Annotated in this window: 25 protein-coding genes and 1 pseudogene; 13 read left to right on the forward strand and 13 right to left on the reverse strand. The window is 63.7% G+C overall.

Annotated features, from left to right (window positions below):
* Window positions 1–22: 22 nt before the first annotated feature.
* Together J7U39_RS14845 and J7U39_RS14850 are read left to right on the forward strand one after the other, a co-directional pair.
* Entirely contained in the window at window positions 23–472 is a 450-nt protein-coding gene (locus J7U39_RS14845) for a DCC1-like thiol-disulfide oxidoreductase family protein (protein ID WP_210628874.1), read from the forward strand.
* Entirely contained in the window at window positions 469–2190 is a 1722-nt protein-coding gene (locus tag J7U39_RS14850; protein WP_210628875.1) for a DUF4166 domain-containing protein, read from the forward strand. The genes J7U39_RS14845 and J7U39_RS14850 overlap by 4 nt, the downstream gene beginning before the upstream one ends.
* Window positions 2191–2211: 21 nt before the next feature.
* On the opposite strand, the gene J7U39_RS14855 is transcribed toward J7U39_RS14850, so the two are convergent.
* On the reverse strand, window positions 2212–2610 hold the full coding sequence (locus tag J7U39_RS14855) for a VOC family protein (RefSeq protein ID WP_210628876.1): 399 nt from the start codon (window positions 2608–2610) through the stop codon (window positions 2212–2214).
* A gap of 103 nt (window positions 2611–2713) precedes the next feature.
* Here J7U39_RS14855 and J7U39_RS14860 point away from each other — a divergent pair, with 103 nt between their 5' ends.
* Window positions 2714–3412, forward strand: coding sequence for a YafY family protein (locus tag J7U39_RS14860; protein ID WP_210628877.1), 699 nt, complete (start codon window positions 2714–2716; stop codon window positions 3410–3412).
* A gap of 202 nt (window positions 3413–3614) precedes the next feature.
* On the forward strand, window positions 3615–4025 hold the full coding sequence (locus J7U39_RS14865; RefSeq protein WP_210628878.1) for an ester cyclase: 411 nt from the start codon (window positions 3615–3617) through the stop codon (window positions 4023–4025).
* 2 nt (window positions 4026–4027) lie between these two features.
* On the opposite strand, the gene J7U39_RS14870 is transcribed toward J7U39_RS14865, so the two are convergent.
* Window positions 4028–4690, reverse strand: a complete 663-nt coding sequence (locus tag J7U39_RS14870) for a MarR family transcriptional regulator (protein WP_210628879.1) — start codon at window positions 4688–4690, stop codon at window positions 4028–4030.
* A gap of 202 nt (window positions 4691–4892) precedes the next feature.
* Window positions 4893–5144: a hypothetical protein gene (locus tag J7U39_RS31815; protein WP_247241674.1), complete on the reverse strand. Its 252-nt coding sequence runs from the start codon at window positions 5142–5144 to the stop codon at window positions 4893–4895.
* On the opposite strand from J7U39_RS31815, the gene J7U39_RS14875 reads away from it, so the two are divergent.
* Window positions 5143–5973: a PHB depolymerase family esterase gene (locus J7U39_RS14875; RefSeq protein WP_247241675.1), complete on the forward strand. Its 831-nt coding sequence runs from the start codon at window positions 5143–5145 to the stop codon at window positions 5971–5973. The genes J7U39_RS31815 and J7U39_RS14875 overlap by 2 nt on opposite strands.
* Before the next feature lie 113 nt (window positions 5974–6086).
* On the forward strand, window positions 6087–6767 hold the full coding sequence (locus J7U39_RS14880) for a peroxiredoxin-like family protein (RefSeq protein WP_210628881.1): 681 nt from the start codon (window positions 6087–6089) through the stop codon (window positions 6765–6767).
* A gap of 315 nt (window positions 6768–7082) precedes the next feature.
* Here the strand turns inward: J7U39_RS14880 and J7U39_RS14885 are convergent, their stop codons facing one another.
* Window positions 7083–7991: a DUF1499 domain-containing protein gene (locus J7U39_RS14885; RefSeq protein WP_210628882.1), complete on the reverse strand. Its 909-nt coding sequence runs from the start codon at window positions 7989–7991 to the stop codon at window positions 7083–7085.
* 696 nt (window positions 7992–8687) lie between these two features.
* Here J7U39_RS14885 and J7U39_RS14890 point away from each other — a divergent pair.
* The gene (locus J7U39_RS14890; protein ID WP_210628883.1) at window positions 8688–9074 is read left to right on the forward strand and encodes a hypothetical protein; all 387 of its coding nucleotides are present in this window, start codon (window positions 8688–8690) and stop codon (window positions 9072–9074) included.
* Between the two features lie 15 nt (window positions 9075–9089).
* On the opposite strand, the gene J7U39_RS14895 is transcribed toward J7U39_RS14890, so the two are convergent.
* The gene (locus tag J7U39_RS14895; RefSeq protein ID WP_064706406.1) at window positions 9090–9335 is read right to left on the reverse strand and encodes a hypothetical protein; all 246 of its coding nucleotides are present in this window, start codon (window positions 9333–9335) and stop codon (window positions 9090–9092) included.
* 116 nt (window positions 9336–9451) lie between these two features.
* Here J7U39_RS14895 and J7U39_RS14900 point away from each other — a divergent pair, with 116 nt between their 5' ends.
* On the forward strand, window positions 9452–9649 hold the full coding sequence (locus J7U39_RS14900) for a hypothetical protein (protein WP_029531594.1): 198 nt from the start codon (window positions 9452–9454) through the stop codon (window positions 9647–9649).
* Window positions 9650–10084: 435 nt separating this feature from the next.
* Here J7U39_RS14900 and J7U39_RS14905 read toward each other — a convergent pair.
* Window positions 10085–10370: pseudogene (locus J7U39_RS14905) on the reverse strand (GIY-YIG nuclease family protein).
* A 452-nt stretch (window positions 10371–10822) separates the two neighbouring features.
* On the opposite strand from J7U39_RS14905, the gene J7U39_RS14910 reads away from it, so the two are divergent.
* Window positions 10823–11098, forward strand: a complete 276-nt coding sequence (locus tag J7U39_RS14910) for a hypothetical protein (protein ID WP_210628884.1) — start codon at window positions 10823–10825, stop codon at window positions 11096–11098.
* A gap of 18 nt (window positions 11099–11116) precedes the next feature.
* Here the strand turns inward: J7U39_RS14910 and ppdK are convergent, their stop codons facing one another.
* Complete coding sequence (gene ppdK, locus J7U39_RS14915) at window positions 11117–13783, reverse strand: pyruvate, phosphate dikinase (RefSeq protein ID WP_210628885.1); 2667 nt, start codon at window positions 13781–13783, stop codon at window positions 11117–11119.
* 879 nt (window positions 13784–14662) lie between these two features.
* Between ppdK and J7U39_RS14920 the strand changes: the two genes are divergently transcribed.
* On the forward strand, window positions 14663–15316 hold the full coding sequence (locus J7U39_RS14920; RefSeq protein WP_210628886.1) for a glutathione S-transferase family protein: 654 nt from the start codon (window positions 14663–14665) through the stop codon (window positions 15314–15316).
* A 521-nt stretch (window positions 15317–15837) separates the two neighbouring features.
* Here the strand turns inward: J7U39_RS14920 and J7U39_RS14925 are convergent.
* The 5 genes from J7U39_RS14925 to J7U39_RS14945 form a co-directional block, all read right to left on the reverse strand.
* On the reverse strand, window positions 15838–19299 hold the full coding sequence (locus J7U39_RS14925; RefSeq protein ID WP_210628887.1) for a chromosome segregation SMC family protein: 3462 nt from the start codon (window positions 19297–19299) through the stop codon (window positions 15838–15840).
* Window positions 19300–19401: 102 nt separating this feature from the next.
* On the reverse strand, window positions 19402–20178 hold the full coding sequence (locus J7U39_RS14930) for a DsbA family protein (RefSeq protein ID WP_210628888.1): 777 nt from the start codon (window positions 20176–20178) through the stop codon (window positions 19402–19404).
* Window positions 20179–20328: 150 nt separating this feature from the next.
* On the reverse strand, window positions 20329–20598 hold the full coding sequence (locus J7U39_RS14935) for a type II toxin-antitoxin system RelE/ParE family toxin (RefSeq protein WP_210628889.1): 270 nt from the start codon (window positions 20596–20598) through the stop codon (window positions 20329–20331).
* Window positions 20582–20806, reverse strand: coding sequence for a DUF6290 family protein (locus J7U39_RS14940; protein ID WP_210631686.1), 225 nt, complete (start codon window positions 20804–20806; stop codon window positions 20582–20584). Before J7U39_RS14940 ends, J7U39_RS14935 begins: the two co-directional genes overlap by 17 nt.
* 229 nt (window positions 20807–21035) lie before the next feature.
* Window positions 21036–21533 (reverse strand): DUF721 domain-containing protein, encoded by a 498-nt coding sequence (locus tag J7U39_RS14945; RefSeq protein WP_210628890.1) that lies wholly within the window; start codon window positions 21531–21533, stop codon window positions 21036–21038.
* A 96-nt stretch (window positions 21534–21629) separates the two neighbouring features.
* On the opposite strand from J7U39_RS14945, the gene mutY reads away from it, so the two are divergent.
* The 3 genes from mutY to J7U39_RS14960 are packed head-to-tail and all read left to right on the forward strand — an operon-like array spanning window position 21630 to window position 23721.
* Complete coding sequence (gene mutY, locus J7U39_RS14950) at window positions 21630–22733, forward strand: A/G-specific adenine glycosylase (protein ID WP_210628891.1); 1104 nt, start codon at window positions 21630–21632, stop codon at window positions 22731–22733.
* A 2-nt stretch (window positions 22734–22735) separates the two neighbouring features.
* On the forward strand, window positions 22736–23350 hold the full coding sequence (locus J7U39_RS14955; protein ID WP_210628892.1) for an HAD family phosphatase: 615 nt from the start codon (window positions 22736–22738) through the stop codon (window positions 23348–23350).
* A gap of 5 nt (window positions 23351–23355) precedes the next feature.
* Entirely contained in the window at window positions 23356–23721 is a 366-nt protein-coding gene (locus tag J7U39_RS14960) for a nuclear transport factor 2 family protein (RefSeq protein WP_210628893.1), read from the forward strand.
* 179 nt (window positions 23722–23900) lie between these two features.
* Here J7U39_RS14960 and J7U39_RS14965 read toward each other — a convergent pair whose 3' ends face one another.
* The gene (locus J7U39_RS14965) at window positions 23901–25031 is read right to left on the reverse strand and encodes a site-specific DNA-methyltransferase (protein ID WP_210628894.1); all 1131 of its coding nucleotides are present in this window, start codon (window positions 25029–25031) and stop codon (window positions 23901–23903) included.
* Window positions 25032–25124: the final 93 nt, after the last annotated feature.

A 25124-nucleotide genomic window follows, 5' to 3' on the forward strand; every position in this document is an offset into this window, starting at 1 on the left:
TGAAAGGCGGAGGGAGATCAGCATGGGCCGCGCCGATTACAGCTATCGCACCGATCCCGCCGTTCCCGCCTTCGCCGATGACCGGCCGCTCATCGTTTTCGATGGCGAATGCGTCTTCTGCTCCGGCTGGGTGAAATTCGCGCTGAAGCACGACAGGCGGCAGCGCTACCGCTTCGTCGCGGCACAGTCGTCGCTCGGGCAGGCGCTCTACCGGCATTACGGGCTCGATTGCCGCGATTACGAAACCAATATCCTCATCGAGAAGGGCCGCGCCTTCTTCAAGTCCGATGGCTCGATCCGCATGGTGGCCGGGCTCGGCTTTCCCTATTCGCTGGTGAGGCTGTTCCGGCTGCTGCCGCGGCGTGCAGCCGACGCGATCTATGAATTCATCGCCCGCAACCGGCTGAAGATTGCCGGACGGCAGAGCTGCATGGTGCCGACGCCGGAGCAGCGCGGCCGCTTCATCGCATGAGCGGCGGCACCTTTTCCCTGCTGATCATCGGCGGCTACGGCGCCTTCGGCGGCCGGCTCGCCCGGCTGCTCGGCGAGGAGCCCAGGCTCAGGCTGCTGATCGCCGGCCGTTCGCTCGAAAAGGCCGATGATTTCGTCTTCGATATGCGATCGCCGAAGGGCGGCGCCGGGCGCCTCGGCGGCAACGATCTCGGCGCCTGGCTGCAGGCGGTGGTGTTCGATCGTGACGGCGATCTCCGGGAGCAGCTGACGCGGCTGAGGCCCGATCTCGTCGTCGATGCCTCCGGGCCGTTCCAGAGCTTCACCGGCGATGGCTATAAGCTGGTGCGGGCCTGCATCGACCTCGGCATCGATTATGCCGATCTCGCCGACAGCACCGGCTTTGTCGCCGGCATCGGTAGGCTGGATGCGCAGGCGAAGGCCAAGGGCATCTTCGTGCTCTCGGGGCTGAGCAGCCTGCCGGCGCTCTCCTTTGGGGCGCTGGAGGCGATGGCGCCGCATTTCTCCCGCATCGAAAGCGTGGCGGCCGGCATTGCCCCCTCGGCGCATGTGAAGATCGGCCTCAATGTCGTCAGGGCGATCGCAAGTTACGCCGGTAAGCCGGTGGCGGTGCTGCGCGAGGGCCGGCCGGCCGAGGGGCGCGGGCTGATCGATGAGATGCGGGTGACGATCGCCCCGCCCGATGTGGCGCCGCTCGCCAGCCGGAAATTCCTGCTGGTCGATGCGCCCGACCTGGCGCTGCTGCCTGATCGTTTTGCCGGCCTGCAATCCACCTTCACCGGCGTCGGCACCGAGCCGCAGGCGCTGCAGCGGCTCTTGAGATTTGCCGCCCGGCTGGTCGAGATCGGGCTGTTGCCGTCGCTCACGCCGTTCGCCCGGGCGCTGCAGGCGGCCAGCCATCGCTTCGCCGCCGGCGCGCATCGCGGCGGCATGTTCGTGCGCCTGGGCGGCCTCGATCATGAGGGGCGGCGGTTGACGGCGGATTGGTCGCTGATTGCCGAAGGTGATGACGGGCCGTTCATTCCGGTTCTCGGCGTCGAGCTGCTGGTGCGCCGGCTGCTCGACGGCCAACGGCCGGAAAGCGGCGCCCGGCCGGCGGCGGGGGAATTGTCGCTTGCGGATTTCGAAGCGGCCTTCAGCCAGTTCTCCATCGCTTCAGGCGTCCGGCTGGATCACCAGGAAGAGGCCCAGCCGCTCTACCGGCGCATTCTCGGCGACGCCTGGGAGAAGCTGCCGCCGGCGCTGGCGGCGATCCATGCGGGCGGCACCCGGCTTGCCTCCGGCCGGGCGCGGATCGAGCGCGGCAGCGGTCTCCTCGCCCGGCTGATCGCCGGCCTCATCGGCTTTCCCGCCGCCGGCGAGGATGTGCCGGTCGCGGTGCGCTTTGTCGCCGAGGGCGAGCGGGAGATCTGGACGCGCAGTTTCGGCAGCAAGACCTTCCGCAGCTGGCAGGCCGCCGGCCCCGGCCGCGATAGCCACTTGCTCGTCGAGGTGTTCGGGCCGTTCCGGGTGCTGCTGGCGCTGGTGCCGGAGGGGCAGAAGCTGCGCCTCATCGTGCGCGGCTGGCGCTTTTGCGGCATTCCGCTGCCGCTGTTCCTGGCGCCGGGCGGCGATACCTACGAGGAGGAGCGCGATGGGCGCTTCCACTTCCACGTCGAGATCGGCGGGCGGCTGACTGGGCTGGTGGTGCGCTATTCGGGATGGCTGGTGCTGGAGTGAGACCCCTCGCCCTTGCCAGCATCAACGGCCGGCGAAACGCTGTCTGGCGGCCTCGGTGACAGGCGTATAGAGGGCGATGCGGGTCCCCTCGGGGTCGGCAAACTGCACTGTCCGGTTGCCCCATGGCAGATCCTTGGGCGCGTGCACGACCGTGACCCGGTCCTTGAGCCGGGCGAATTCCGCATCGACATCCGACACCATGAATTCGAGAATGGCCGTCCGGTTGGCTCCTGGCTCGGCACTCCCCTCGCTGAACAGCGCCACCGTTTCCGCGCTGCCGATGGCGAGAGTGGCGCCTGGTGTGACGATCTCGGCGAAGACGGGCGCAAGCCATTCGGCGCGACAGCCGGTCACAAGCTCATAAAAGGCCACCATGCTGGCGATATCGGCGGCGATGAGGCGGGTGGATGCGAATTTCATGATCTTCTCCGTGGGTGCGCGATGATGGGTGCGCGACGATCTCTTGGCTTGCCTTTGTCACACAGCCGTGCTGACAGCGTTGTGGCAGCAGGAGTCAGCAGGCATGCGAAAAGCAGAGCGGCTTTTTCAGATCATCCAGATTCTTCGCCGGTCGAGCCGGCCGGTGACCTCGTCGGCGCTCGCGGATGAACTGGAGGTCGCCAGGCGGACCGTCTATCGCGATATCGCCCATCTGATTGCCCAGCGTGTTCCGATCGAAGGCGAGTCCGGGTTCGGCTATGTGCTCGATCCGCGCTACGACATGCCGCCGCTGATGCTGACGCCCGACGAGATCGAGGCGGTCGTGCTCGGCGTGCAGATGGCGGCAAGGCTGAATGATGCGGCCATCCGCAACGCCGCCAGCGATGTCATGGCCAAGATCACCTCGGTCATGCCGCCGGAGCTGCTTCCCTTTATTGCCGAGCCCGCGGTCGGCATCAAACCGGACGATATCGGCGGCGATGCGACGCTCGACACGCGTCCTCTGAGGTCGGCGATCCGGGAAGGCCGCAAGCTGGAACTCGACTATCGCGCGGCGGACGGGACGATCAGCAGCCGCATCGTCTGGCCCGTGCTTCTCGGCTATGCCGATAGGCACAGCCTGCTGATCGCCTGGTGCCAATCGAAACAGGCCTTCCGTCACTTCCGCACCGAACGGATCCTCAAGGTCGAGATTCTGGCTGAATCCATCGGCATGTCCAGGAGCCGGCTGCGACAGCAATGGCAGCAGTGGCGCGATGCCGAGATGCGCAAGTCGGGTTAGATGCGGAGATGCTTCCGGCCGACGAGCGTGGAACGGAAACGTCGCGGCATGCCCTTTCGCCCCGTTTACGGGATGGCAGCCGGATGCGGGGCTGGCTGCGCCGATCTGCCACGATGGCGCTGGAAAAGCGACGAAAAGTCGGTTGCCGATTTATACAGTTTACCTGTATAAATCGGCATTGGGATAGCAGAAAGGATCGATCATGGAGATCGAGAATAAAGAGGTGGTTCGCCGCTTCAACGTTGAAGTGATTCAAGACGGCAGTGAGGCGGCGTTCAAAGCCCTGATGGCCCCGGATTTCATCAACCATGCCGCGCCGGAAGGAATGGCGAATGGCCCGCAGAGCATGTGGAACACGTTCCAAAATGTCCTGCGCCCGGCGCTGTCGAATATGAAAGTGACGATCCATGATCAGATCGCCGAAGGCGACAAGGTGACAACGCGAAAGACGATCAGTGGCACTCACTCCGGTCCCTTGATGGGAATTCCACCGACCGGTCGGGATGTCGCCATCGATGTCATCGATATCGTGCGTGTCGAGGACGGCAAATATGCCGAGCATTGGGGCCTGAACACGTTCTCAACCGTTCTTGCGACTTTAGCGAAGGCCTGACGCTACGGACGAACAAGTCTTTCGATGATACGAATTGCGGCTTCGAGTGTTCGCCTGTCCTCCTGGGACAAGCGCTCGTCGATAAGCGCGGCAATTTCCGCCGTCCGAGCCTTCCTGGAGCGGGTCAGCTCTTCCCGGCCTTTCTCGGTTATGGATAGAAGCCGGCTGCGGCTATCCACCGGATTGGGCAACTTGCTGACCAATTCGGCGGTCTCCAATTGGCCTGCGACCAATCGCATGCTCTGATGTCTGACATTGCGTCGGCTTGCCAATTCGGCGACGCTGAGAGGGCCGCTTCGATCGAGCAGCGCCAGAGTTTCAGACTGAGACGTTGTCGGCGTGTTTGTATTCGCTCTTATGCCCCTGACGAAATTGCCGACCGTGACGCGAAGACTTTCCGCAAGCGCCAAGGCGGACTCCAGCTTTTCGGGGCTCTCTTCATCTCCGGCCATCGGCCACTTCTTCCTTGGAAAGAATGCGTTGCTCTTCCATAAACCGAGACATGCGGGAAATGAAACGGCATCGACCGATCTGAGTGTGAGGGGCAACTGATGCATCGCAGCTTTCGGCCGAGGACCTGGTAGGCTTGTCGCACGAGATCGGAACCAATAAGGGGTTGAAGGCTTCCTGTGACGGTCGAGATTGATTTCGGTTTCGGGCGACAACTTGAACTCCCCCTGCGGACCAGACTGTCATGGTTCGATGCGACAGCTCTGATGAAAGACAGGAAAATCGAAACAGCCATGCTCCATTCTCACGATCAATCCAACTCGACGATCGCAATGGTCCGCGATGTTCGGCAGGCCGATGCGATCTGTTATCGAAGAGACGGAAGCGGGCAGCTTCGCATCGCTACCATGTCACCGTTCATCTGCTGCACGTCGTCGAGGCGAGATGCGGCACAGCCTGGCTTGGAGGCTCTGCTTTCCAGGCTGGAAGGCGTGGTCGTTTGAAGCTCGGCTTCACCAAATCGCTGTCGAGACTGTTGACGACGCGACGGCGAGCCGCACGCTTGTTGGAGAAGGCATGGCGTCCGCTTCGCCGCAAGCCATCCAGGCAGGAGCGACCGAGGCTCCAGACGACCGCCGCATTCGGCAGCAACCCCGGAAGGCTTGTCATGAAGAGCTTCGTGCCCGCCGATCTGCCAAGCAAGCCGGCCCTTGTGGTGGTGCTTCATGGATGCCGGCAGACGCCGGAAAGCCTGGACGCCGCCAGCGGCTTCTCGAGACTGGCGAGCGAGAGAGGGTTCGTGCTGATTTACCCGCAGCAGACCCACGCCAACAATGCTCATAAATGCTTCAACTGGTTCCGTCCGAGCGAGGTCGCTCGCGATCGCGGCGAGGTGCTTTCCGTCAAGCAGATGATTGACCATGCCCTCAAACGACATCGAGCCGATCGCACGCGCGTTTACATTGTCGGCCTTTCTGCCGGCGGAGCGATGACAGGTTCGTTGGTCGCCAACTATCCGGATATGTTTGCAGGTGCCGCCATCGTCGCCGGGATGCCGGTTGGCGCGGTGCGCGATGCAATGTCAGCGCTGCGTGCAATGAAGTCCGGCGCGGCACTGCCCCCGGATGGCTGGGGCGCCAGGATTGCCGAAATCTCCCCCGGCCAACGCTCCTGGCCGCCGATCAGCATCTGGCAGGGGACTGCGGATCGCACGGTCAATCCGGCAAATGCGAGGGCCTGCGTCGATCAATGGGTTGAAGCGAACGCTGTCGATCGAAGCAGCGCCCGTGTCGAGAAGAAGCCCTGGGGCGAGTTGTCCTCCTGGAACGCCGGAGGTGCACGCCCGGTATCGCTCTATTCCATCCATGGCATGGGGCACGGTCTTCCCGTCAAGAGTCGAAGGCCGACCCGTTCAGGCTCGACAGACCCATTCGTGTTGACAGCGGAGATCTCGGCTCCGGTGGAACTGATGCGTCTGTGGCGCCTGGCAAGGCGGTAAGCACGCCTGGCCACTCCAGGCGATCTCACCATCGGGCGCTGGGTGTTCCTGCAACGAGTGCTATATTCAATTTCGGTCGTTGCACCTGAGACGAACCGGGAAAGGAATTCTCGATGGGAGAACAGAAGCGCCCGCTGCAACCTGGGAACACCGCGCCCGCCTTCGAGCTCGCCTCGGCCAATTTCGACGGGACGGTCTCTTTGGCCGATTTGAGCGGCCGGCCATTCCTGATCGGCTTCTTTCGCGGGCTGCACTGCCCGTTCTGCCGGCGCCAGCTCGAGCAGCTTGCCGGCATAGAGCCCACCCTCAGCGCCGCCGGGGTGAGGACCGTGGCCGTTATCAACACGCCGGTGGAGCGCGCTCGCCTGTATGTCCGCCACCGTCCGACGCCGGTGACGCTGCTGTGCGATCCCGACTGCCGCACGCATCGCGCCTATGGTGTGCCGCATGCCGAGTTCCTGCCCGAGGGCAGCAGCGAGCAGCCCGAATGGCCTTATACCGCGACGATGGCGCAGTTCCAGGCGGCGCGCATCAACCCCATGGGTGTGTTTCCGGAACCGATCCAGCCGATGGAAGCCAACACGGTGCTCAACGCCAGGGACGGCTTCGTGCTTGACGAAGCCGATCAGGCGATCTTCGCCAAACACCCTACCCAGCTCGTCGGTCACTTCCTGGTCGATCAGAACGGCACCATTGCCTGGGCACAGATGGAGGCGCTGGACGGACCCAGCAGCCTTTGCATCTTCCCGACGGCGACGGAGATCATCGCTGCCGTGGGCGAGCTTGGGCGCTAGGCTGCAGCGTTATCGGTTGGTGGTCGGATGATTGCCGGCGTCTTTGGCGGCCCGCAACAAGGGGGCCGGTCTGCCGCGCCTATCCCGGCTTTGCTGGGCTCGGGGCGTTTGCTTCCACCTCTCCTCCCTCATTCCTGTGCTCGTCACAGAATTAGGGAGGAGAGCTAGGCAATATCGCAGGACCGTCGAGTTTGCGGCACGGTATGCGGGCCGCGTCTGCCGCGCCCTCTCCCGGCCCTTCGCTTGGGCTCAGGGCGTTCGCCGCTGCAATCGATTCACTGGATCGATTGCTGCCGCCCTTGGCGGCACCGCGGCTCACCCACCCGCAATTCCCAGGAGTTCGGAGTCGAGCGCCTTCAGATAATCGCCGGCGATTGCGGCGCTGAGGCCGAGGTCGTGCTGGCCGTAGCGGGAGGCGACGCGGATGTCGACGAAGGTGGTTTCGGCCTCTTCGCGCAGCCGGATGACCATATCGAAGCGCAGGCCGAGGATCAGCGTGCGGGTGGTCGCCTGCAGCGTCACGCCGTTGGCGCCGCGGATCAGCTTGGCGACGTCGTCGTCATAGGGACGCGGCGTCGGCACGGGAATGATGCCGGGCGCGTCGGTCACGGCGTCGTCGTCGGGGTCGGGCTTTGCCGGCCTGTCCTCGAGATCGCGATCCGGCTCGCTCGTGCCAGTGCTCCTGACGATCGTAAAGCCGCTCTGCTTGGCGACCTTGCGCACCGCCTCCAGCACGCGGTCGAGAGCGCCCTCATAGCGCCGGCCGGTCAGTTCGGGATAGGCCTCCATCTGCTTCTCGCGATCCTCCGGCGTCACCAGCGGATTGCGCTTCAGCCAGATCTGGTCGGATTTCGGCGGCGACAGCCAGTCGGGCGCTGCGACCGGATCGGTGGAGACATCGTAGATCGCAGGCAGGCTGAGGTAGCGCTCCGCCGCCACGGCGCCGATGCCAAGCGGAAAGGCGGCATAGATCAGCGCCGCCAGTGCGGCGAGCCCGCCTTCGGCCCCTGATACCCAGAGGCTGCGCAGGCCGACGGCGGCGAGCAGTGCTGCAAGCAGCGCGCCGCCGGCGGCGGCGATCAAAAGCAGCACCAGATAGGGGGTGGCGAGCCCGCCGAAGCGGTGGGCGATCAGCACGGCGAGCGCCAGAACCAGAGAAAATGCCCCGATCAGCCGCGAAGCGTAGGCGGCGTTGGAAACGGGACGGTCGTAACGGATGGGCATCAAACTTACCGGTTGCTCGTCAGCGCCGCGCCATCAACCACGCAAATCGCCTTCTCCCTGTTTAGAGCATGATGCCGAAAAGTGTGAAGCGGTTTTCGGACGACATCATGCTCTATTTCTTTGATTTAGATCCTGATTCAGATTTAGAGCCTTTCCGGGTTAGATTGAAGCATTCTGTTGGCTCAAACGGAGGCGGATGGTCGACCGGCCGGCGCGTGGCGTAGCCCAGCTCTACGGCCAAGCCGGCCGGTCGATCAGCCGGCCCGTTTCAGCCAACCCTCCCGCAGATTTGTCTGGCAAATCTGCAAGACTTTGGAATCGCCGGACGCACTTATCGCTTCGCCATGGCGAAGCGGTGCGGCCGGTGGGCCGGGCATCTTTCCGCCAGGACAAAGGCGATCGGCTCGGACGTACCGAGGGGTATGTCCGTCGCCAATCGCCTTTGTCCTGACGAAAATCTGCTCCGGCAGAATGCTTCAATCTAACCCGGAAAGACTCTAGGCCGGGCCGGCCTAAAATTATCCGGATCTGGGGCAAGATTCGGCTGAATTGAAACTGTTGTCTCGGAATATCAGATGGAATTCAGCGGAGACCGCCGGGCAATCGACCGCCGATTTCATAAGCCCTTGCTGATATGTCAAAAAAAGGCCATTCTGCCGCGGTTTCATCTCCAGGGTCACGGACAGGAGAGACGGGATGATTTCACCCGAGATAGCAGCAAGGCCGCAGGCGTCTGCGCTTGGCGGGATCGATCACACCGAACCGACGCTGCCGATGGAGCTCGTCGAGCTCGAACTTTCGCTCGAAGGTTATGCTGGCGGCGATGCCGGCTTCTGCGAGGCGGTGCGCCGGGCGGCCGGCCGTTCCGGCGGCGAACTGCTGTTCGACCTGCCGGCCGCCGGCCTGATCGAGGATTGTCGCCGCATCGCCGTCCTGCGCATCCCCGATGGCGAGGGCATGCGCGTCGTGCTGGCGCTGCTCGATCAGAACGGCACCGAGATCCGCATGCAGGCGCCCGACGAGGACACTGCTCATCTGGTGCGCTTCGCCGATGCCTTCATCGAGGTGCTGGAGCGGATCTGAGCGTCCGTCTCGGTTCTAGCGCCGTTCGGCCGCCGCTTCCGCCAGGCTGCGGAAGGGAAATTTGCGGCCGCACTCGCATTTGATCATGAAGCTTTCCTGGTGGTTGGAAGCCCGCTGCACGCCAAAGCCGCGCGGCAGCTGATCGACCTGGAAATCCGGATGCTTGCGCTTGGGATCATCGATCTCCGAGGCCTCGGCAAAACCCGCATTGCCGCATTGCGGGCAGTTCAGTTTCTTCGAAAATCGATCGCGGATGGCCATGCTCGGTTCCAGTGTTTTCGGCCTCCTCATACAGAGGAATGCTCCTTGTGCATAGGTGGGTGGCGAAAGCGGAACCATCTTCCGGCGGTGCCGTTCCTTTTGGAAAGGAGGCGATCATGCCGAACAGAGATCCGATCCCGACACCGACGACCGATACACCGCGCGGGCCGACGCCGACACCCGGCATTCCCGACCGCATCCAGGAAAAACCGCCGCTGACCCCGGCCCAGGACCCGGGCGACACGAAGAACCCGCAAGACCCGCCGCTCGATCCGGCGCTGCTGCCGATCGGGGATCCCGCCGGGGCGGCGTGAAGATGGCGAGAGGCGTTGTCCTCGCTCTTGACGGCTTTTTCTCGTAAGTAACTGAAGCCGCGTGCTTGGTTGTGGATTCCAGGGTCAAGCACCCTGGGATGACGGAGTGTGGGGTTGGCGATGTTGCCAAACGCACCGCCGGCGCAGCTTGGGAGCCGGCGCGGTTTTTAGGATGTCGCAATGCCGCGGCTTGTGCAACGACGCATCCGCCGAAGGTTCCTCACCGCTGCTCAACCGATGCGTCGCGGCACCACCTTGCGCGCTGGCGCACGTATGGGTCGCGGCACCACCTCTCTTCCGCGCTGGCGGCTTATGCATCCCGGCACCACCTCTCCTCGCGGTGAGCCGATCTTTCGCGCGACCACCTCTCCTCCGTCATCCCAGGGCTTGACCCTGGGATCCATGCGCAGAGCACCACAGAAGACACAGCCGGCATCACCACAGCGTAAGATAGAGATCGTCCCACTCGGGATTCATCGCCTCGACCAGGTCGATCTTCCATTGCCGGTTCCATCGTTTCAATGATTTCTCGCGCTGGATGGCGCTGCCGATGTCCCAATACTCCTCGTACCAGACGAGGCGGGGTGCAGCCATATTTCCAGGCAAAGCCCGGTGTCAGTCCTTCGCGATGCTCGTAGATGCGGCGCTCCAGATCGGATGTCACGCCGATATAGAGGGTGCCGTTTTTCTGGTTGGTGACGATGTAAACATATCCTGCCATGTGGGCAGAGTGCTTGGCTGTGGATCCCAGGGTCAAGCCCTGGGATGACGGAGTGTGGGGTGGCGATGTTGCCAAACGCACCGCCGGCGCAGCCTGTGAGGCGCCGCATTTGCCGTAGCTAGTGTGGCGCCGCCTCTGCTGAAGTTTCATCGCTGCTGAGCCGACGCGTCGCGGCACCACCCCGCCTCCGCGCCGGCTTGTGCGTGCCGGCACCACCTCTCCTCCGTCATCCCAGGGCTTGACCCTGGGATCCATGCGGCTGACACTGCGGGAAGATTGACTGAGGCCGCATGCCGGAGCTGGATCCCAAGGCAGCTCAAGGGCGAGCATGACGGAGCGTGGGATGCGCAGGAGAAACAATTCCCGGCCTGGGCCACTCGGCAAGGGACGAGCGGTCGCTTGACGCACTCGCCCGAATGGCTTTTCCTCAGGGAAAAGCAAGGACCAAACCAATGCGCATCGCCCTTCTCCTTATCCTCCTCGCCGTGACCGCCGGCCTTTCCGCCTGCCAGACGATGACGCCGGAAGAGCGGCGGGCGGCCGATGAGCAGAAGTGCCTGAATTATGGTTTCCGCCGCGGAACCGATGCGTTTGCCACCTGCCTGCAGCGCATCGATCTCGACCGGCGGGCCGAGTCGCGGGCGCAGAGTGCCGAGCTGATGCAGAGCATGGCCTGGGATCTGAACGGACCCTATATCTATCACGATCGCTGGCGGTACCATCACTGACGTCGGCGCTGCGCGGTCCTACATGTTTTCCGAAATCACCGCCTGCGCCGCCGCCAATCTGGCGATCGGCACGCGAAACGGCGAGCAGGAGACGTAGTCGAGGCCGATCGTTTCGCAGAAGCGGATCGAGGCGGGGTCGCCGCCATGTTCGCCGCAGATGCCGAGCTTCATGTCGTTGCGGGTGCGCCGGCCGCGTTCGGCGGCGATGCTGATCAGCTCCCCCACCCCATCGAAATCGAGCGAGATGAAGGGATCGTGCTCGATGATGCCCTTGCGCTGATAGGTGGGGATGAAGGCCGACGCGTCGTCGCGTGAGATGCCGAAGGTGGTCTGCGTCAGGTCGTTGGTGCCGAAGGAGAAGAATTCGGCGGCCTCGGCGATCACATGGGCGCGCAGCGCCGCGCGCGGCAGCTCGATCATCGTGCCGACGAGATAATCGATCTTCATGCCGGCTTCGGCCATGACATTGCCGGCGATGGCGTCGATGCAGGCCTTGACGTAATCCAGCTCGGAGCGCAGGCCGACCAGCGGCACCATGATCTCCGGCACGACGGCCGCCCCGGTCTCATGCGCCGCAGCCACCGCCGCCTCGAAAATGGCGCGGGCCTGCATCTCGACGATCTCGGGATAGGAGATCGCCAGCCGGCAGCCGCGATGGCCGAGCATCGGGTTGAACTCGTGCAGCGCATCGACGCGCTGGCGCAGCGCAAGCGGCTCCAACCCCATGGCGAAGGCGACCTCGGCGACCTCGTCGTCGGTCTTCGGCAGGAATTCGTGCAGCGGCGGATCAAGCAGGCGGATCGTCACCGGCAGTCCGTGCATGACGGTGAAAAGGCCGGTGAAATCCAAGCGCTGCATCGGCAGCAGCTTGTCGAGCGCCAGCCGCCTGCCCTTCTCATCCTCGGCCAGGATCATCTCGCGCATGACATGGATGCGCTCGCCCTCGAAGAACATGTGTTCGGTGCGGCAAAGGCCGATGCCCTCGGCGCCGAAGGAGCGGGCGGCGCGGGCATCAGCCGGCGTATCGGCATTGGTGCGCACCGTCATGCGCCGGGCGCGGTCGGCCCAGCCCATGATGCGGCCGAAATCGCCCGACAGTTCCGGCTGGATCATCGGCACCTCGCCCTTCAGCACCTGGCCGGCCGAACCGTCGATGGTGATGATATCGCCCTTCTTCAGCGTCACGCCGATGCCGAGCAGGCGCTCGTTGCGTTGATCGATGCGCATGGTGCCGGCGCCGACGACGCAGGGAATGCCCATGCCGCGGGCAACCACCGCCGCATGGCTGGTCATGCCGCCGCGGGTCGTCAGGATGCCTTCGGCGGCATGCATGCCGTGAATATCCTCCGGGCTGGTCTCGACCCTCAGCAGAATGACCTTGCGGCCCTCGGCTTCCGCCTCGACCGCCTCTTCGGCGGTAAAGACGATGGCGCCGGTCGCCGCCCCCGGCGAGGCCGGCAGCCCGGTGCCGATCACCTGGCGGTTGACGCGCGGATCGATGGTGGGATGCAGGAGCTGGTCGAGGCTCGAAGGTTCGATGCGCAGCACCGCCTCCTCCTCGGTGATCACTTTCTCGTCGACCATGTCGACGGCGATCTTCATCGCCGCCCGGGTCGAACGCTTGCCCGAGCGGGTCTGCAGCATCCACAGCTTGCCGCGCTCGATGGTGAATTCGATATCCTGCATGTCGCGGTAATGCATCTCGAGCTCGGTGCAGATGCGGGTGAGCTCGCGGAAGGCCTCCGGCATCAGCTTTTCCATCGAGGGCTTGTCGGAGCCGGAGGAAAGCCGCCCCTCCTCGGTGATGCTGTGCGGCGTGCGGATGCCGGCAACGACATCCTCCCCTTGCGCATTGACGAGGAATTCGCCGTAGAGCGCCTTCTCGCCGGTCGAAGGATTGCGGGTGAAGGCGACGCCGGTCGCCGAGCTGTTGCCGAGATTGCCGAAGACCATCGCCTGGATATTGACCGCCGTGCCCCAGCCTTCCGGGATGTTGTGCAGCTGGCGGTAGGTGACGGCGCGCGCGCTCTTCCAGCTGGAAAAGACGGCGCCGACCGCACCCCAGAGCTGGACTTCCGGATTCTGCGGAAACTGCTGTCCCAGCTCCTCTTCGATCAACCTTTTGTAGAGGGAGACGACATGCTGCCATTCGGTGGCGCTGAGCTCGGTATCGAGTTCGTGGCCGAGCTTGGCCTTCTCGTCCTCCAGGATTTCCTCGAAGGCGTCGTTGCCGAGGCCCATGACGACATCGGCATACATCTGGATGAAACGGCGGTAACTGTCCCAGGCAAAACGCGCGTCGCCGGCATCATGGCCGAGCGCCTGCACGGTCTCGTCGTTGAGGCCGAGATTGAGCACCGTGTCCATCATGCCGGGCATGGAGACGCGGGCGCCGGAGCGCACCGACAGCAGCAGCGGCTGGCTGGTGGAGCCGAAATGGCGGCCGGTGATCGCCTCGATCGCCGCTATGCCGTCGCGCACCTCGGCCTTCAGCCGGTCGTCGATATGGCCGCCATTGCTGTAATAGGTGTTGCAGGCATCGCTGACGATCGTCAGTCCCGGCGGAACGGGAAGGCCGAGAGCGCACATTTCAGCAAGATTGGCGCCCTTGCCGCCGAGCATCTCGTGGTCGCGCGCGCCACCCTCCGCCTGTCCGTCGCCGAACCTATAGACCCACTTGGTCATCTTCCCCCCAACTCCAGATCGGGATCAGCGTGATCCCTCGGCTGTCGACGACCCTCGCTCTTTTCTCGGCGTCATCCTCGCCCCTGTGGCGAGGATCTGCTGCGTGTGACCGGTCGCAGATGCTCGGGACAAGCCCGAGCATGACGAAAGAGAAGAAGGCAGTGTCGTCAGCCTGACAAATCAGCTTAATGCCTTGGAGTTGAAATGAAAATCGACAAATGCGGCAAAAATGCTGCGTCGCACAATAAATTTCGCGAGAGTGGCGGCCGAAGGCATGCAAACCGCACCCGATCTGAAGAAGGCATAAAAAAAGCTTTGCGGGACTGCAACAATGTCCCGCAAAGCCTTGTTTCCGTCCGGCCAGGAAAACCGGACGGGGGGTCCCTCAACCCAGGACGGTTCATGGAACCACCCTGATCTTCGTGTTCGGCAATACCTCAGGATTTCCCGGGATTGCTCAACACCTCCCGGGTCTTTGCCCTCTACCCGGAAAGCGCATCGCAAATTCGACAATACGCAACGTTGACCGCCCGCTTTTCAGCAAAGTCATCAGGTTGCGTTGAAACAACTTCTAATGCAAGTCAGAGAAAAGAGCATCATCCAAATGGGGTACGGACCGCAAGACAGCCGACCTTTTTTGGTGTTTATCACTGAATGCGGGAAAATTGCGCGCGATTTGTGCACAGTCCGGCTGGAGTTCGGGTTTTGGCCGGCCGATGAGCAACCGCCTCGTCGTCGATGCGACCCTCTCGAAATGCGAGGCAGATCCTGCGCCGATGGCAGACAGCCGTTCCCGCAAAAGCTGACGCCGGACGGCGGTGAATGTCGGAATCCCGTTTGGCCGCACGTCTTTAATGTGGACAAGCGATGGAGAAAGCGATGACGATCACCATTACCGCCTTTGAACGTTCGCCTGATCGGGGCCGGGGTCTCGCGCGCGACATGCGGGTTCGCTGGGCGCTCGAGGAAGCCGGCCAACCCTATGAGGTTCGCCTCGTCACGTTCGAGACGATGAAGCAGCCGGCGCATCTGGCGCGTCAGCCTTTCGGGCAGATCCCGACCTATGAGGAAGGCGATCTTACCCTGTTCGAATCAGGCGCGATCGTCCTGCATATCGCCGAGCGTCATGGCGATGGCTTGTTGCCTGGGGATAGCAATGGCCGGGCGCGGGCGATCGCCTGGATGTTTGCCGCGCTCAATACGGTGGAGACGCCGATCTTCGAGCACAGCCTCGCCAGGATCCTGGAGCGCGACGAACCCTGGTACGAAAAGCGCCTGCGTTCCCTCGAGAGCAGCATCCGCAAACGACTGGACAGCCTTTCTGCCCATCTCGGCGATGCCGACTGGCTCGACGGCGCCTTCAGCGCCGGTGACCTGCTGATGGTCTCGGTACTGCTGCGGCTGAAGTCGTCAAACATACTGGACGATTATCCCAGCCTTGCAGCCTATGTCGCCCGCGCCGAAGCACGGCCGGCCTATCAGCGCGCCTTCGCCGCGCAGCTGGCGGTCTTCCAGGCTGCATCGGGCGGCTGACCAGGGATCATGGGGGGTGAACCGCTTGGACGGAAGTAGTCATTGATTGCTTCGTGTTCTGGCGTTTTCGTTGGTCGAGATACGCAGGAGTTCAATATCCGTGCAACGTCCCCGGCTGGGAGATCGGTGGGGGGGCTGCCCCTCAACCGCAACTACCTCTCGTCCTTCGAGCCCGGTTCATTCTCTCCTCTGCCAACCCAAGCACCACCCTTCCCGCCAGCCCGGCATCACCTCTCCTCACCATCCGGGCACCACCTCTCCTCCGTCATCCCAGGCCTTGAGCCTGGGATCCACGGCCTGGCGCTGGTGGATGCCGCATGGATCCTCGGGTCAAGCCCGAGGAAGACGGAGGATAGGGTGACAGCCGCAGCAAAATAGCGGCGGACCGCCAAATACCAATTCGGTGGCGCCCGTGTGTCTGTCCGCGGCCTCCTGCCGCGTCCGCGTTTCCGGCCGGTCCCTTGCCTCAATCCCATCACCCTGGGCCCTGAGCCTGGTCTCCGCGGCTCGCGCGGACGCCTTCAGGCGATTTCGCGCAGGCGTTCGGCCGTCTGCAGGTCGACGGAGACGAGGGTGGAGACGCCCTGCTCGGCCATGGTGACGCCGAAGAGGCGGTTCATGCGGGCCATGGTGATCGGATTGTGGGTGATGATGACGAAGCGGGTTTCGGTCGATGCCGCCATTTCGTCCATCAGGTTGCAGTAGCGCTCGACATTGTGGTCGTCGAGCGGCGCGTCGACCTCGTCGAGCACGCAGATCGGCGCCGGATTGGTGAGGAAGACGGCGAAGATCAGCGCCATCGCCGTCAGCGCCTGCTCGCCGCCCGACAGCAGCGTCATGGTCTGCGGCTTCTTGCCGGGCGGCCGCGCCAGGATTTCGAGGCCCGCCTCCAGCGGATCGTCGGATTCGATCAGCTGCAGCTCGGCGGTGCCGCCGCCGAAGAGATGGGTGAACAGCCGCTGGAACTGGCCATTGACGACGTCGAAGGCGGCAACCAGGCGCTCGCGGCCCTCGCGGTTCAAGCTCTGGATGGCGCCGCGCAGCTTGCGGATCGCGTCGATGACGTCGTCGCGCTCCTTGATCAGGGCTTCGAGCTTTTCGCTCAGCTCCTTCTGCTCCTCGTCGGCGCGCAGATTGACGGCGCCGAGCCGTTCGCGCTCCATCTTCAGCCGCTCGAGATCGCGCTCGACCTCGCGCGGATCGGGCAGCGCCTGCATCGGCTGCAGGCCGGCAAGCCGCAGCGCCTCATGCGGCGGCACGTTCAGCGCCTCACGGATGCGGGCTTCGCTTTCCTGCCGGCGCTCGCGGGCAGAGACGAGGCGCTCCTCGGCGCGGCCGCGGCGTTCGCGGTATTCGGCAAGCTCGGAAAGCGCGGTCGCCGCCTTGTGGTCGGCGTCGCGCTGGATGCGTTCGGCTTCGGCGAGCAGATCGCCGGCGTTGCGGCGCGCTTCTTCGGCCTTCTGCAATTCGCTGAGCAGAGCGCGGCGCTTGTCGTCGAATTCATCCGGCGCCATTTCGAGCTCGGCCGCCTCCTCGCGCGCCTCTGCCTCGCGCTCGCGCAGTGTGGCGACATGATCCTCGCCACTTGCCGCCCGCTGGCGCCAGGTCTCGCGCTCCTGGCCGATCGCCATGATGCGACGCTGGTGGGCCTCATTTTCCCTCGCCAGGCTTTCGTGCCGGGCGCGGGCCTCGGCGAGCGCGCCGCGGTCGGTCGCAACCTCCGCCTGCTGGAAGCGCAGCCGCTCGTCGATCAGCGTGAGATCAGGCGCATCCTCCAGCTCGATGCGGGCATTTTCTTCCTGAACGCCGATCTCCTCCAGTTGCGTGCCCAACTGGCTGGCGGCCTCGCTGACGACGTCGCGGCGGCGGATGAGATCGCCGGAAGCGCGCTCGGCCGCAGCCAGCGCCTCGCGCGCCTCGGCGAGATGACGCGCCGACAGGCGGCTCATGTCGCGGGCTTCCGCGAGCCTGCGTTCCTCGATGCGGATGGCTTCGGCGGCGGCTGCCTGCCGTTCCTCGGCCTCGGCAAGCACGTCGCGGGCAATCGCCACTTCACTTTCGAGTTCGGCCAGGCGGTTCTTTTGGGCAAGGCGCAGTGCCGCGGCACTCGGGGCATCTGCGCCGGTGACATGGCCGTCCCAGCGATAGACGGCGCCCTCCTTCGTCACCAGGCGCTGGCCGGGCTTCAGCGCCGCCATCAGCGACCGCGCGTCGCCCTCGCCAACCATGCCGATCTGGCGCAGCCGGCGCGTCAGAGCGGCGGGTGCGCTGATATGGGCGATGAGCGGCGTCACGCCCGGCGGAAGCGCCGGGTCGGCGGCGCCGTCGCCATTGACAGACCAATGGGCCGGCGCCTCGGCATCGAGCGGGGATTCCAGATCGTCGCCGAGTGCCGCACCCAGCGCCGTCTCAAAGCCGCGATCGACCTTCAGCTCCTCGGCAACCGGCGGAAACTTGCCGGCGGCCGCACCGGCGGCAAGCATGCGGGAAATGGTGCGGGCCTCGGTTTCCAGCGCATTCAGGGCGGAGCGGGCCTGATCGACCGGCGCGCGCGACAAGGCCTCGGCCTGGCGGGCGGCGGCGAGCGCCCGTTCGACTGTCTGGGCCGCGGCTTCGGCATCGGCCAGCGCGATTTCACCGGCCTCGACGATCGCCCGTTTTTCATCGGGATCGGCCAGGCCTGATATCTTCTCTGCGATGGCCGACAATTCCGCATTCGCCTCGTGCATCTGGCGCTCGAGGCGCATGCGGCGGTCGGCGAGATCGCGGATGGCGCGCTCCAGCTGGTTGCGGCCGGCGGCGGCTTCCGCCCGCTCGGCCGTCAGCTGGGTGAAGATGCGCTCGCTGTCGGCGAGCTTCGCCGCCGCCCCTTCGAAGGCTTCGCGGGTCTCCTCGGCAAAACGGCCGGAATCGGCGAGGATTTGAGAAATCTCGGCCTCTTCGGCGTCGAGCTTGGCGAGGATGACGGCATTGTCGGCGACCAGCCGTTCCTCGCGGCGGATATCTTCGGCCAGCTGGGCGAGACGGCGGGTCAGCTCGTCGCGGCGGCGCAGGATGCGGCCGGCATCCTCTTCCAGCTGGCTTCTGGCGATCTGCAGGCGTTGCAGGGCGGCAGCCGCACGCGCCTCGCCCTCGCGCAATTCCGGCAGCTTCAGGCTGGCAATACCCTGCTGCTTGGCCGCCTCCATCTGGATCTGCGCCTTTTCGGCGACGATGACGGTTGCCTGGTTGAGGGCGCTGTCGGCCTCGGCCTCGGCCTCCTTGGCCTGCACCCAGCGGATATGCAGGAGCATCGCCTCGCGGGCGCGGATATCGGCCGACAGCGTCTTGAAGCGATTGGCCTGGCGGGCCTGACGCTTCAGGCTCTCGATCTGGCTTTCGAGCTGCGAGGTGACGTCGTCGAGGCGCTCGAGATTGGTTTCGGCGGCGCGCAGCCGCAGTTCGGCCTCGTGGCGACGCGAATGCAGGCCGGAGATGCCGGCCGCCTCTTCCAGGAGCTGGCGGCGGGCCTGCGGTTTTGCCTGGATCAGCTCGCCGATGCGGCCCTGGCCAACCATCGAGGGCGAGCGGGCGCCGGTGGAGGCGTCGGCAAAGAGCAGCTGCACATCCTTGGCGCGGCTTTCCTTGCCGTTGATGCGATAGAGCGAGCCTTGTTCACGCTCGATGCGGCGGGTGACCTGGATCTCGTCGCTGTCGTTGAAGGCGGCGGGTGCGGTCCGCTCGCCATTGTCGAGATAGAGCGCCACCTCGGCGGTGTTGCGGGCCGGGCGGTTTCCCGAGCCGGAAAAGATCACGTCGTCCATGCCGGAGGCGCGCATGTTCTTGTAGGAATTCTCGCCCATCACCCAGCGCAGCGCCTCGACGAGATTGGACTTGCCGCAGCCGTTCGGTCCGACGACGCCGGTCAGCCCCCGTTCGATGATGAATTCCGTCGGCTCGACGAAGGATTTGAAGCCGACCAGGCGCAGCTTGTTGAACTTCATGCGGAAATATCCACGGCAGGAAGCCCCGCCCGCAAACTGCGCTGAAAACAAAAAACGGGCGCACGGCTTTCGCCGTCGCCCGCTGTGGTCGAACGGTCCGGTTCAGATGAGGCTGTCGATGAGCTTCGACATGGTGTCAACCGGCATGTCTCCAGAATAGCGCTTGCCATTGATGAGGAACGTTGGCGTGGCGTTGACGCCGAAATCCTTGGATCCCCTTTCCCGCGTGGCGTTCACTTCATCCAGAAGCTTCTGGTTCGTCAAGCATTTCGTGAAGCTATCCTCAGTAAATCCGGCAAGCTTCGACATCTGCAGCAGTGCGGCGCGGCCGTCATCGGCGGCGGCCCAGACCTGCTGCTGCTTGAACAGCATCGAAACCATCGGGAAATACTGTTCCGGCGTGCTCAACTGCTCCGGATTGGAGGAACTGCAGCGGGCGAGCATGAAGGCGGCTGCGGCACGCGGATCGAAGGGGAATTCGCGGATGATGAACTGCACCTTGCCGGTATCGACGTATTTCTGCTTGATCGTGTCGAAGGTGGTGTTGTGGAAATGGGCGCAATGCGGGCAGGTCATCGACATATATTCGACGATCTTGACCGGCGCGTCGGCCTTGCCAAGCGCCATCTCGGGCAGCGCGCCGGGCTTCAGCACTTCGGCCATGTCGACATCGCCGTCGGACTGGGGCATGTCCCCCGCCGAGGTGGCCGCCGTCTGCATGGTATCGACATCGGTGCCGTCGGCCATGGTCTTGCCGGAGGACGAAGCATCGGCAGCGTCCTTGCTGTCGTTGCAGGCGACAAGCGCTGCGGCAGCTGCGGCGATGGCGATCCCACCCAGGAGGCGGCGTTTCGTCAGTTGCATTTCGGACATCTGCATGGGTTCCCCATAAGTAATGAGAGTGACGGCATGATTGTGCGATATAACGGCTGGCAGCCGCCTACAAGGCACGGTTGGCCAACTTCCTTCAAAGAATTGTGACCGTGATGGGACCGCCGGACAAAATTGCTATCGGTCAGCTCCCGGATTTCATCGATAGACATCACGGCGATTGCCAATCCGCACGATGAGGATTCGCACGGTTCCATCGTCGATGCTTGCGATCACCCGATAGTCCCCGATGCGGTACTTCCAGAAGTCCCCAAGTTCAGATCCTTTAAGCGCCTCTCCGATGGATCGTGGATCGTCCAGCTTGGCAACGCGATCATTGAGAAACCGGAGGATTCGGCGAGCCGCCTCATGTCCAAGCTTCTCAAGCTCACGCTCGGCTGCCCGGTCAAACTCAATTCTCCAAGCCATGACGTGCCATCAGCTCGGCCAGCGGCACTGTATCGCTCTCACCTCGGCGAAGCTCTTCGAGGCGCTTTTCGGCGAGATAGACATCCTCGAGATCATCGAGATGTTCGAGAATGGCTTGACGCGCGTAGAAGCTCTTGCTGCGGCCCGTGCGCCTGGCAAGCTCATCGAGGCGTGCTTCGATTTCAGGTGGCAACCGCAAGGCCAACATGATTTTTCTCCTGTCTGCTATACAAATATAGCACCCGAAGCGTTCGGTCACCAGTCTCCTCCCGGAAATCTCGCTGATGCGACTACGCAATGCGAGCCCTATACGTCGGTCTCGGGCAGAGTCGAATTCCTTGTGACCCGTGAGCGTGTTGAAGCAGGATCAAAAAATTAAACGCCCGTAGGACGCCTCGGTCGCCAGAAGCGGACAAACTTCCACTCAGATTTGCTCATCAGCGCCCTCTTCCCCGCTTGCCCATCACCGCAGTTCCCAAGCGCTGGATCGCCTGACGCAGCTTGTCGCCCTCGATGCCCTCCATCATGCCTTCGAGCTTGCGCGCGGCCTCGCCCTTCAGCGGCGCGGGCGGGCGGGAGCGGCGGACGGCTTGCGACACCGGCTTCTGGACGATGCGGATCTGGTGGACGGCGGCGAAGCCGAAGAAGCTGTTGATGCGCTGGATAAGTTCGCCCTGGGCATGGGTGAGGAAGAGCGCGCGCGCGCCTTCGCAGGCGATCGTCAGCACGCCGGGGCGGAAGCTGCCGTCATCGCCGCCGCCGCGGGCCCAGGCGATCTTTTCCGGCCGGGTGCAATCGGCGAAATCCTCGCCGGCGATTTCGCTCCACGAGCCGAGTAGCGCCGTGTTGATGCCGGCGCGGCGCGCCAGGACCGGATCGATCAGCCCGTTCGCCAGTTCGGAAATCTGCTTCACATCTTTGCGTGGATAACTCATCGAAACCTTTGAACGGCGTCACGAATTGGTGCGGCCGACTTGATCGCGCGGCGTTGCTTCGCCAAGTATAGGGCCTTCCCCCCATTGCGGCAAATCATGACGACCACGACACTCGACACGCCCTCGGCAAAGCCCCTCCTCGACTGGTACGACCGCCATCACCGCGACCTGCCCTGGCGCGTTTCGCCCGGCATGGCGGCGCGCGGCGTCCGCGCCGATCCCTATCGCGTCTGGCTGTCCGAAGTGATGCTGCAGCAGACGACGGTGCAGGCGGTCAAACCCTATTTCGAGAAGTTTCTCGAGCGCTGGCCCGAAGTCTCCGATCTTGCCGCAGCCGAAAACGAGGCGGTCATGGCCGCCTGGGCGGGGCTCGGCTATTATGCGCGGGCCCGCAATCTGAAGAAATGCGCCGAAGCGGTAGCTAGGGAACATGGCGGCGTCTTTCCCGACACCGAAGAGGGACTGAAATCGCTTCCCGGCATCGGCGATTATACCGCTGCCGCCGTCGCCGCCATTGCTTTCAATCGGCGGGCCGCCGTCATGGACGGCAATGTCGAGCGGGTGATTTCAAGGCTTTATGCCATCGAAACACCGCTGCCGGGCGCCAAGCCGCTGATGAAGGCGAAGGTGGCGCTGCTGACGCCAGCGGCTCGGCCCGGTGATTTCGCCCAGGCGATGATGGATCTCGGGGCGACGATCTGCACGCCGAAGCGGCCGGCCTGTTCGCTCTGTCCGTTTCGCGATGCCTGCCAGGCGCTGAAGCTTTCCGATCCCGAGCTCTTTCCGGTCAAGGGGGCGAAGAAGGACAAGCCGGTTCGCCAGGGCGCGGCCTTCATCGCGGTGACCGCAGAGGGCGAGATCCTGCTCAGGCGGCGGGCCGATAGCGGCCTGCTCGGCGGCATGACCGAGGTGCCGACGACGGGCTGGACGGCGCGCATCGACGGCGAGACCTCCGTCACCGCCGCCCCCTTCGAGGCGGCCTGGCAATCCTGCGGCACCGTCATCCATGTCTTCACCCATTTCGAACTCCGGCTGTCGATCTGGCGGGCGGCGATCGCTGCAAAGCCGAAGCCGAATGCTGGCGTGGATGACGGATGGTGGGAACCGGTTACAAATCTTGAAGCGCAGGCCTTGCCGACCGTCATGAAAAAAGCGATCGCAGCGGCTATTCCTCTCGCGTTCAAAACATCCAGGGCATAAACATGACCATCGAAATAAGGCATATCGTTTTCGACATCGGCAAAGTTCTCATTCATTACGATCCCAATCTCCCCTTCGCCCGCCTCATTCCCGACGAGGCCGAGCGCAATTGGTTTTTCGCCAATATCTGCACCCATGACTGGAACGTCGAGCAGGACCGCGGCCGCACCTGGGCGGAGGCCGAAGCGCAGCTGATCGAAGCGCATCCGACGCGCGAGGAGCACATCCGCGCTTTCCGCAAATACTGGCACGAGATGGTCCCGCACGCTTATGAGGAGAGCGTCGCGATCATGGAGGGGCTGATCGACGAAGGCCGCGACGTGACCATGCTCACCAACTTCGCCTCCGACACTTTCCGCGAGGCGCAGCAACGTTTCCCGTTCCTGACGAAACCGCGAGGCGTCACCGTTTCCGGCGATGTCGGCCTGATCAAGCCTGACATCGCGATCTATGAGACGCATACGAAGAGCTTCGGCCTCGATCCCGCCGCGACGATCTTCATCGACGACGCACCGGCCAATGTCGAAGGCGCCAAGGCCTTCGGCTGGAACGCGGTGCGGTTTTCGGGCGCGGACAAACTGCGCAGCGATCTCGCTGCCTACGGCGTGAAGGTGTGAGAGCCATGGCCTTCGACCCGGCAGAGGAAATCGAACGCTTCCACGCCGCCATCAACGCGCTGGATTTTCCGGCGATCGAGGACTATTTCGCCGAGGACGCGACCTATGTCTCGAACGGCGTCGGCAGCCTCTCGGGGCGACCAGAGATCATGGCTGCCTTCCGGCGCTATTTCGACGATTATCCCGATCAGACGGCGGAGAATTCGCTGGTGGAAAGCCTGACGCCCCTCTCCGGCCGCGCGGTCTGGTCGCTCAGCGCCACCCACAGCCGGACCGGCAAACCGCTGCTGCGCGAGGGCGAGGAAACGATCACCTTCAATGAAGATGGCCGCATCACGCGGGTCGAAGTCACCGACTATCGCCAGTTCTGATCATTGCGCTTCCCAGCTCAAATAGAAGACGCCCGAGGCTTGAACCCCGGGCGCCTTGGTCTTCTTCCGCAACTGGAGGAAACCGGAAGAAGTTATTTCGATTCGCCAGAGCATGATGCCGAAAAGTGTAAGCGGTTTTCGGACGACATCATGCTCCAATTATCTGGTTTAGGCGCTGCTCAATCCACCTTTGCCAGATCACTGCGGATGACGGACCTGAGCTCGTCGATCGGGCGCAGGGACTGCCCGTCTTCGAAGTGCCAGAAGGTCCATCCGTTGCATGCATCGAGCCCCTGCACCTTGGCGCCGAGACGATGAATGGAGCCGGCCTCGCCGCCCGAGGCTACCGTGCCATCGGCGCGCACGATCGCGCTGTAGCGGCGCTTGGCGTCGGTCAGCACCTGGCCGGGCTTGATCAGGCCGCTTTCGACAAGCACGTTGAAGGCGACGCGAACCTCGGCCTTCTTGCCGGTCATTACGGTGAGTTCCGCCTTGCCGAGCGGCTCGATGGCGGCGATGCGAGCCGAAGCCGCATCGATATATTCCTGCTCGCGCTCGATCCCGACGAAGTGGCGGCCGAGGCGCTTGGCGACGGCGCCCGTCGTTCCCGAGCCGAAGAAGGGATCGAGCACGATATCGCCGGGCTTGGTCGAGGCCATGATGACGCGGGCAAGCAGCGCTTCCGGCTTCTGCGTCGGATGCACCTTCTTGCCGTCCTCGCCCTTCAGCCGCTCATTGCCGTTGCAGATCGGGAACAGCCAGTCGGAGCGCATCTGGACGTCGTCATTGGCGGCCTTCATCGCGTCGTAGTTGAAGGTATAGCCCTTGGCCTTGGCATTCGGACTTGCCCAGATCATCGTCTCATGGGCGTTCTGGAAACGGCGGCCCTTGAAATTCGGCATCGGATTGGTCTTGCGCCAGATGATGTCGTTCAGGATCCAGAAATTCAGATCCTGCAGCGTGGCGCCGACGCGGAAGATATTGTGGTAAGAGCCGATCACCCAGATCGAGCCTGTCGGTTTCAGCACCCGGCGGCAGGCGAGCAGCCAGGCACGGGTGAAGGCGTCATAGGCCTCGAAAGAGGCGAACTGATCCCATTCGTCATCGACCGCATCGACCAGCGACTGGTCGGGACGATGCAGCGTTCCGCCGAGCTGGAGATTATAGGGCGGGTCGGCGAAGATCACGTCGACGGAGTGGTTGGGCAAGGCTTCAAGGGCGCTCACGCAGTCGCCCTTGATGATCGTGTCAACCCAGGAGTCCGCCTTGACGGAAGCCTTGAGGTCGGCAAGCGGAAAAACTGACGCCATTCTGATACTCACTCATACGCTTTACGCTTAACTCTCCGTTATGGTTACCCAACTTAGTTACCAAAGCCTGAAGCACTGGCCGATTTCGGGAAT

Origin of the sequence: Rhizobium sp. NLR16a (assembly GCF_017948245.1) — a bacterium.
GTDB lineage: Bacteria > Pseudomonadota > Alphaproteobacteria > Rhizobiales > Rhizobiaceae > Rhizobium.

Coding starts and splice junctions, on each gene's coding strand:
- J7U39_RS14845 (WP_210628874.1), top strand. CDS start 23: ATGGGCCGCGCCGATTACAGCTATCGCACCGATCCCGCCGTTCCCGCC.
- J7U39_RS14850 (WP_210628875.1), top strand. CDS start 469: ATGAGCGGCGGCACCTTTTCCCTGCTGATCATCGGCGGCTACGGCGCC.
- J7U39_RS14855 (WP_210628876.1), bottom strand. CDS start 2,610: ATGAAATTCGCATCCACCCGCCTCATCGCCGCCGATATCGCCAGCATG.
- J7U39_RS14860 (WP_210628877.1), top strand. CDS start 2,714: ATGCGAAAAGCAGAGCGGCTTTTTCAGATCATCCAGATTCTTCGCCGG.
- J7U39_RS14865 (WP_210628878.1), top strand. CDS start 3,615: ATGGAGATCGAGAATAAAGAGGTGGTTCGCCGCTTCAACGTTGAAGTG.
- J7U39_RS14875 (WP_247241675.1), top strand. CDS start 5,143: ATGAAGAGCTTCGTGCCCGCCGATCTGCCAAGCAAGCCGGCCCTTGTG.
- J7U39_RS31815 (WP_247241674.1), bottom strand. CDS start 5,144: ATGACAAGCCTTCCGGGGTTGCTGCCGAATGCGGCGGTCGTCTGGAGC.
- J7U39_RS14880 (WP_210628881.1), top strand. CDS start 6,087: ATGGGAGAACAGAAGCGCCCGCTGCAACCTGGGAACACCGCGCCCGCC.
- J7U39_RS14885 (WP_210628882.1), bottom strand. CDS start 7,991: ATGCCCATCCGTTACGACCGTCCCGTTTCCAACGCCGCCTACGCTTCG.
- J7U39_RS14890 (WP_210628883.1), top strand. CDS start 8,688: ATGATTTCACCCGAGATAGCAGCAAGGCCGCAGGCGTCTGCGCTTGGC.
- J7U39_RS14895 (WP_064706406.1), bottom strand. CDS start 9,335: ATGGCCATCCGCGATCGATTTTCGAAGAAACTGAACTGCCCGCAATGC.
- J7U39_RS14900 (WP_029531594.1), top strand. CDS start 9,452: ATGCCGAACAGAGATCCGATCCCGACACCGACGACCGATACACCGCGC.
- J7U39_RS14910 (WP_210628884.1), top strand. CDS start 10,823: ATGCGCATCGCCCTTCTCCTTATCCTCCTCGCCGTGACCGCCGGCCTT.
- ppdK (WP_210628885.1), bottom strand. CDS start 13,783: ATGACCAAGTGGGTCTATAGGTTCGGCGACGGACAGGCGGAGGGTGGC.
- J7U39_RS14920 (WP_210628886.1), top strand. CDS start 14,663: ATGACGATCACCATTACCGCCTTTGAACGTTCGCCTGATCGGGGCCGG.
- J7U39_RS14925 (WP_210628887.1), bottom strand. CDS start 19,299: ATGAAGTTCAACAAGCTGCGCCTGGTCGGCTTCAAATCCTTCGTCGAG.
- J7U39_RS14930 (WP_210628888.1), bottom strand. CDS start 20,178: ATGCAGATGTCCGAAATGCAACTGACGAAACGCCGCCTCCTGGGTGGG.
- J7U39_RS14935 (WP_210628889.1), bottom strand. CDS start 20,598: ATGGCTTGGAGAATTGAGTTTGACCGGGCAGCCGAGCGTGAGCTTGAG.
- J7U39_RS14940 (WP_210631686.1), bottom strand. CDS start 20,806: ATGTTGGCCTTGCGGTTGCCACCTGAAATCGAAGCACGCCTCGATGAG.
- J7U39_RS14945 (WP_210628890.1), bottom strand. CDS start 21,533: ATGAGTTATCCACGCAAAGATGTGAAGCAGATTTCCGAACTGGCGAAC.
- mutY (WP_210628891.1), top strand. CDS start 21,630: ATGACGACCACGACACTCGACACGCCCTCGGCAAAGCCCCTCCTCGAC.
- J7U39_RS14955 (WP_210628892.1), top strand. CDS start 22,736: ATGACCATCGAAATAAGGCATATCGTTTTCGACATCGGCAAAGTTCTC.
- J7U39_RS14960 (WP_210628893.1), top strand. CDS start 23,356: ATGGCCTTCGACCCGGCAGAGGAAATCGAACGCTTCCACGCCGCCATC.
- J7U39_RS14965 (WP_210628894.1), bottom strand. CDS start 25,031: ATGGCGTCAGTTTTTCCGCTTGCCGACCTCAAGGCTTCCGTCAAGGCG.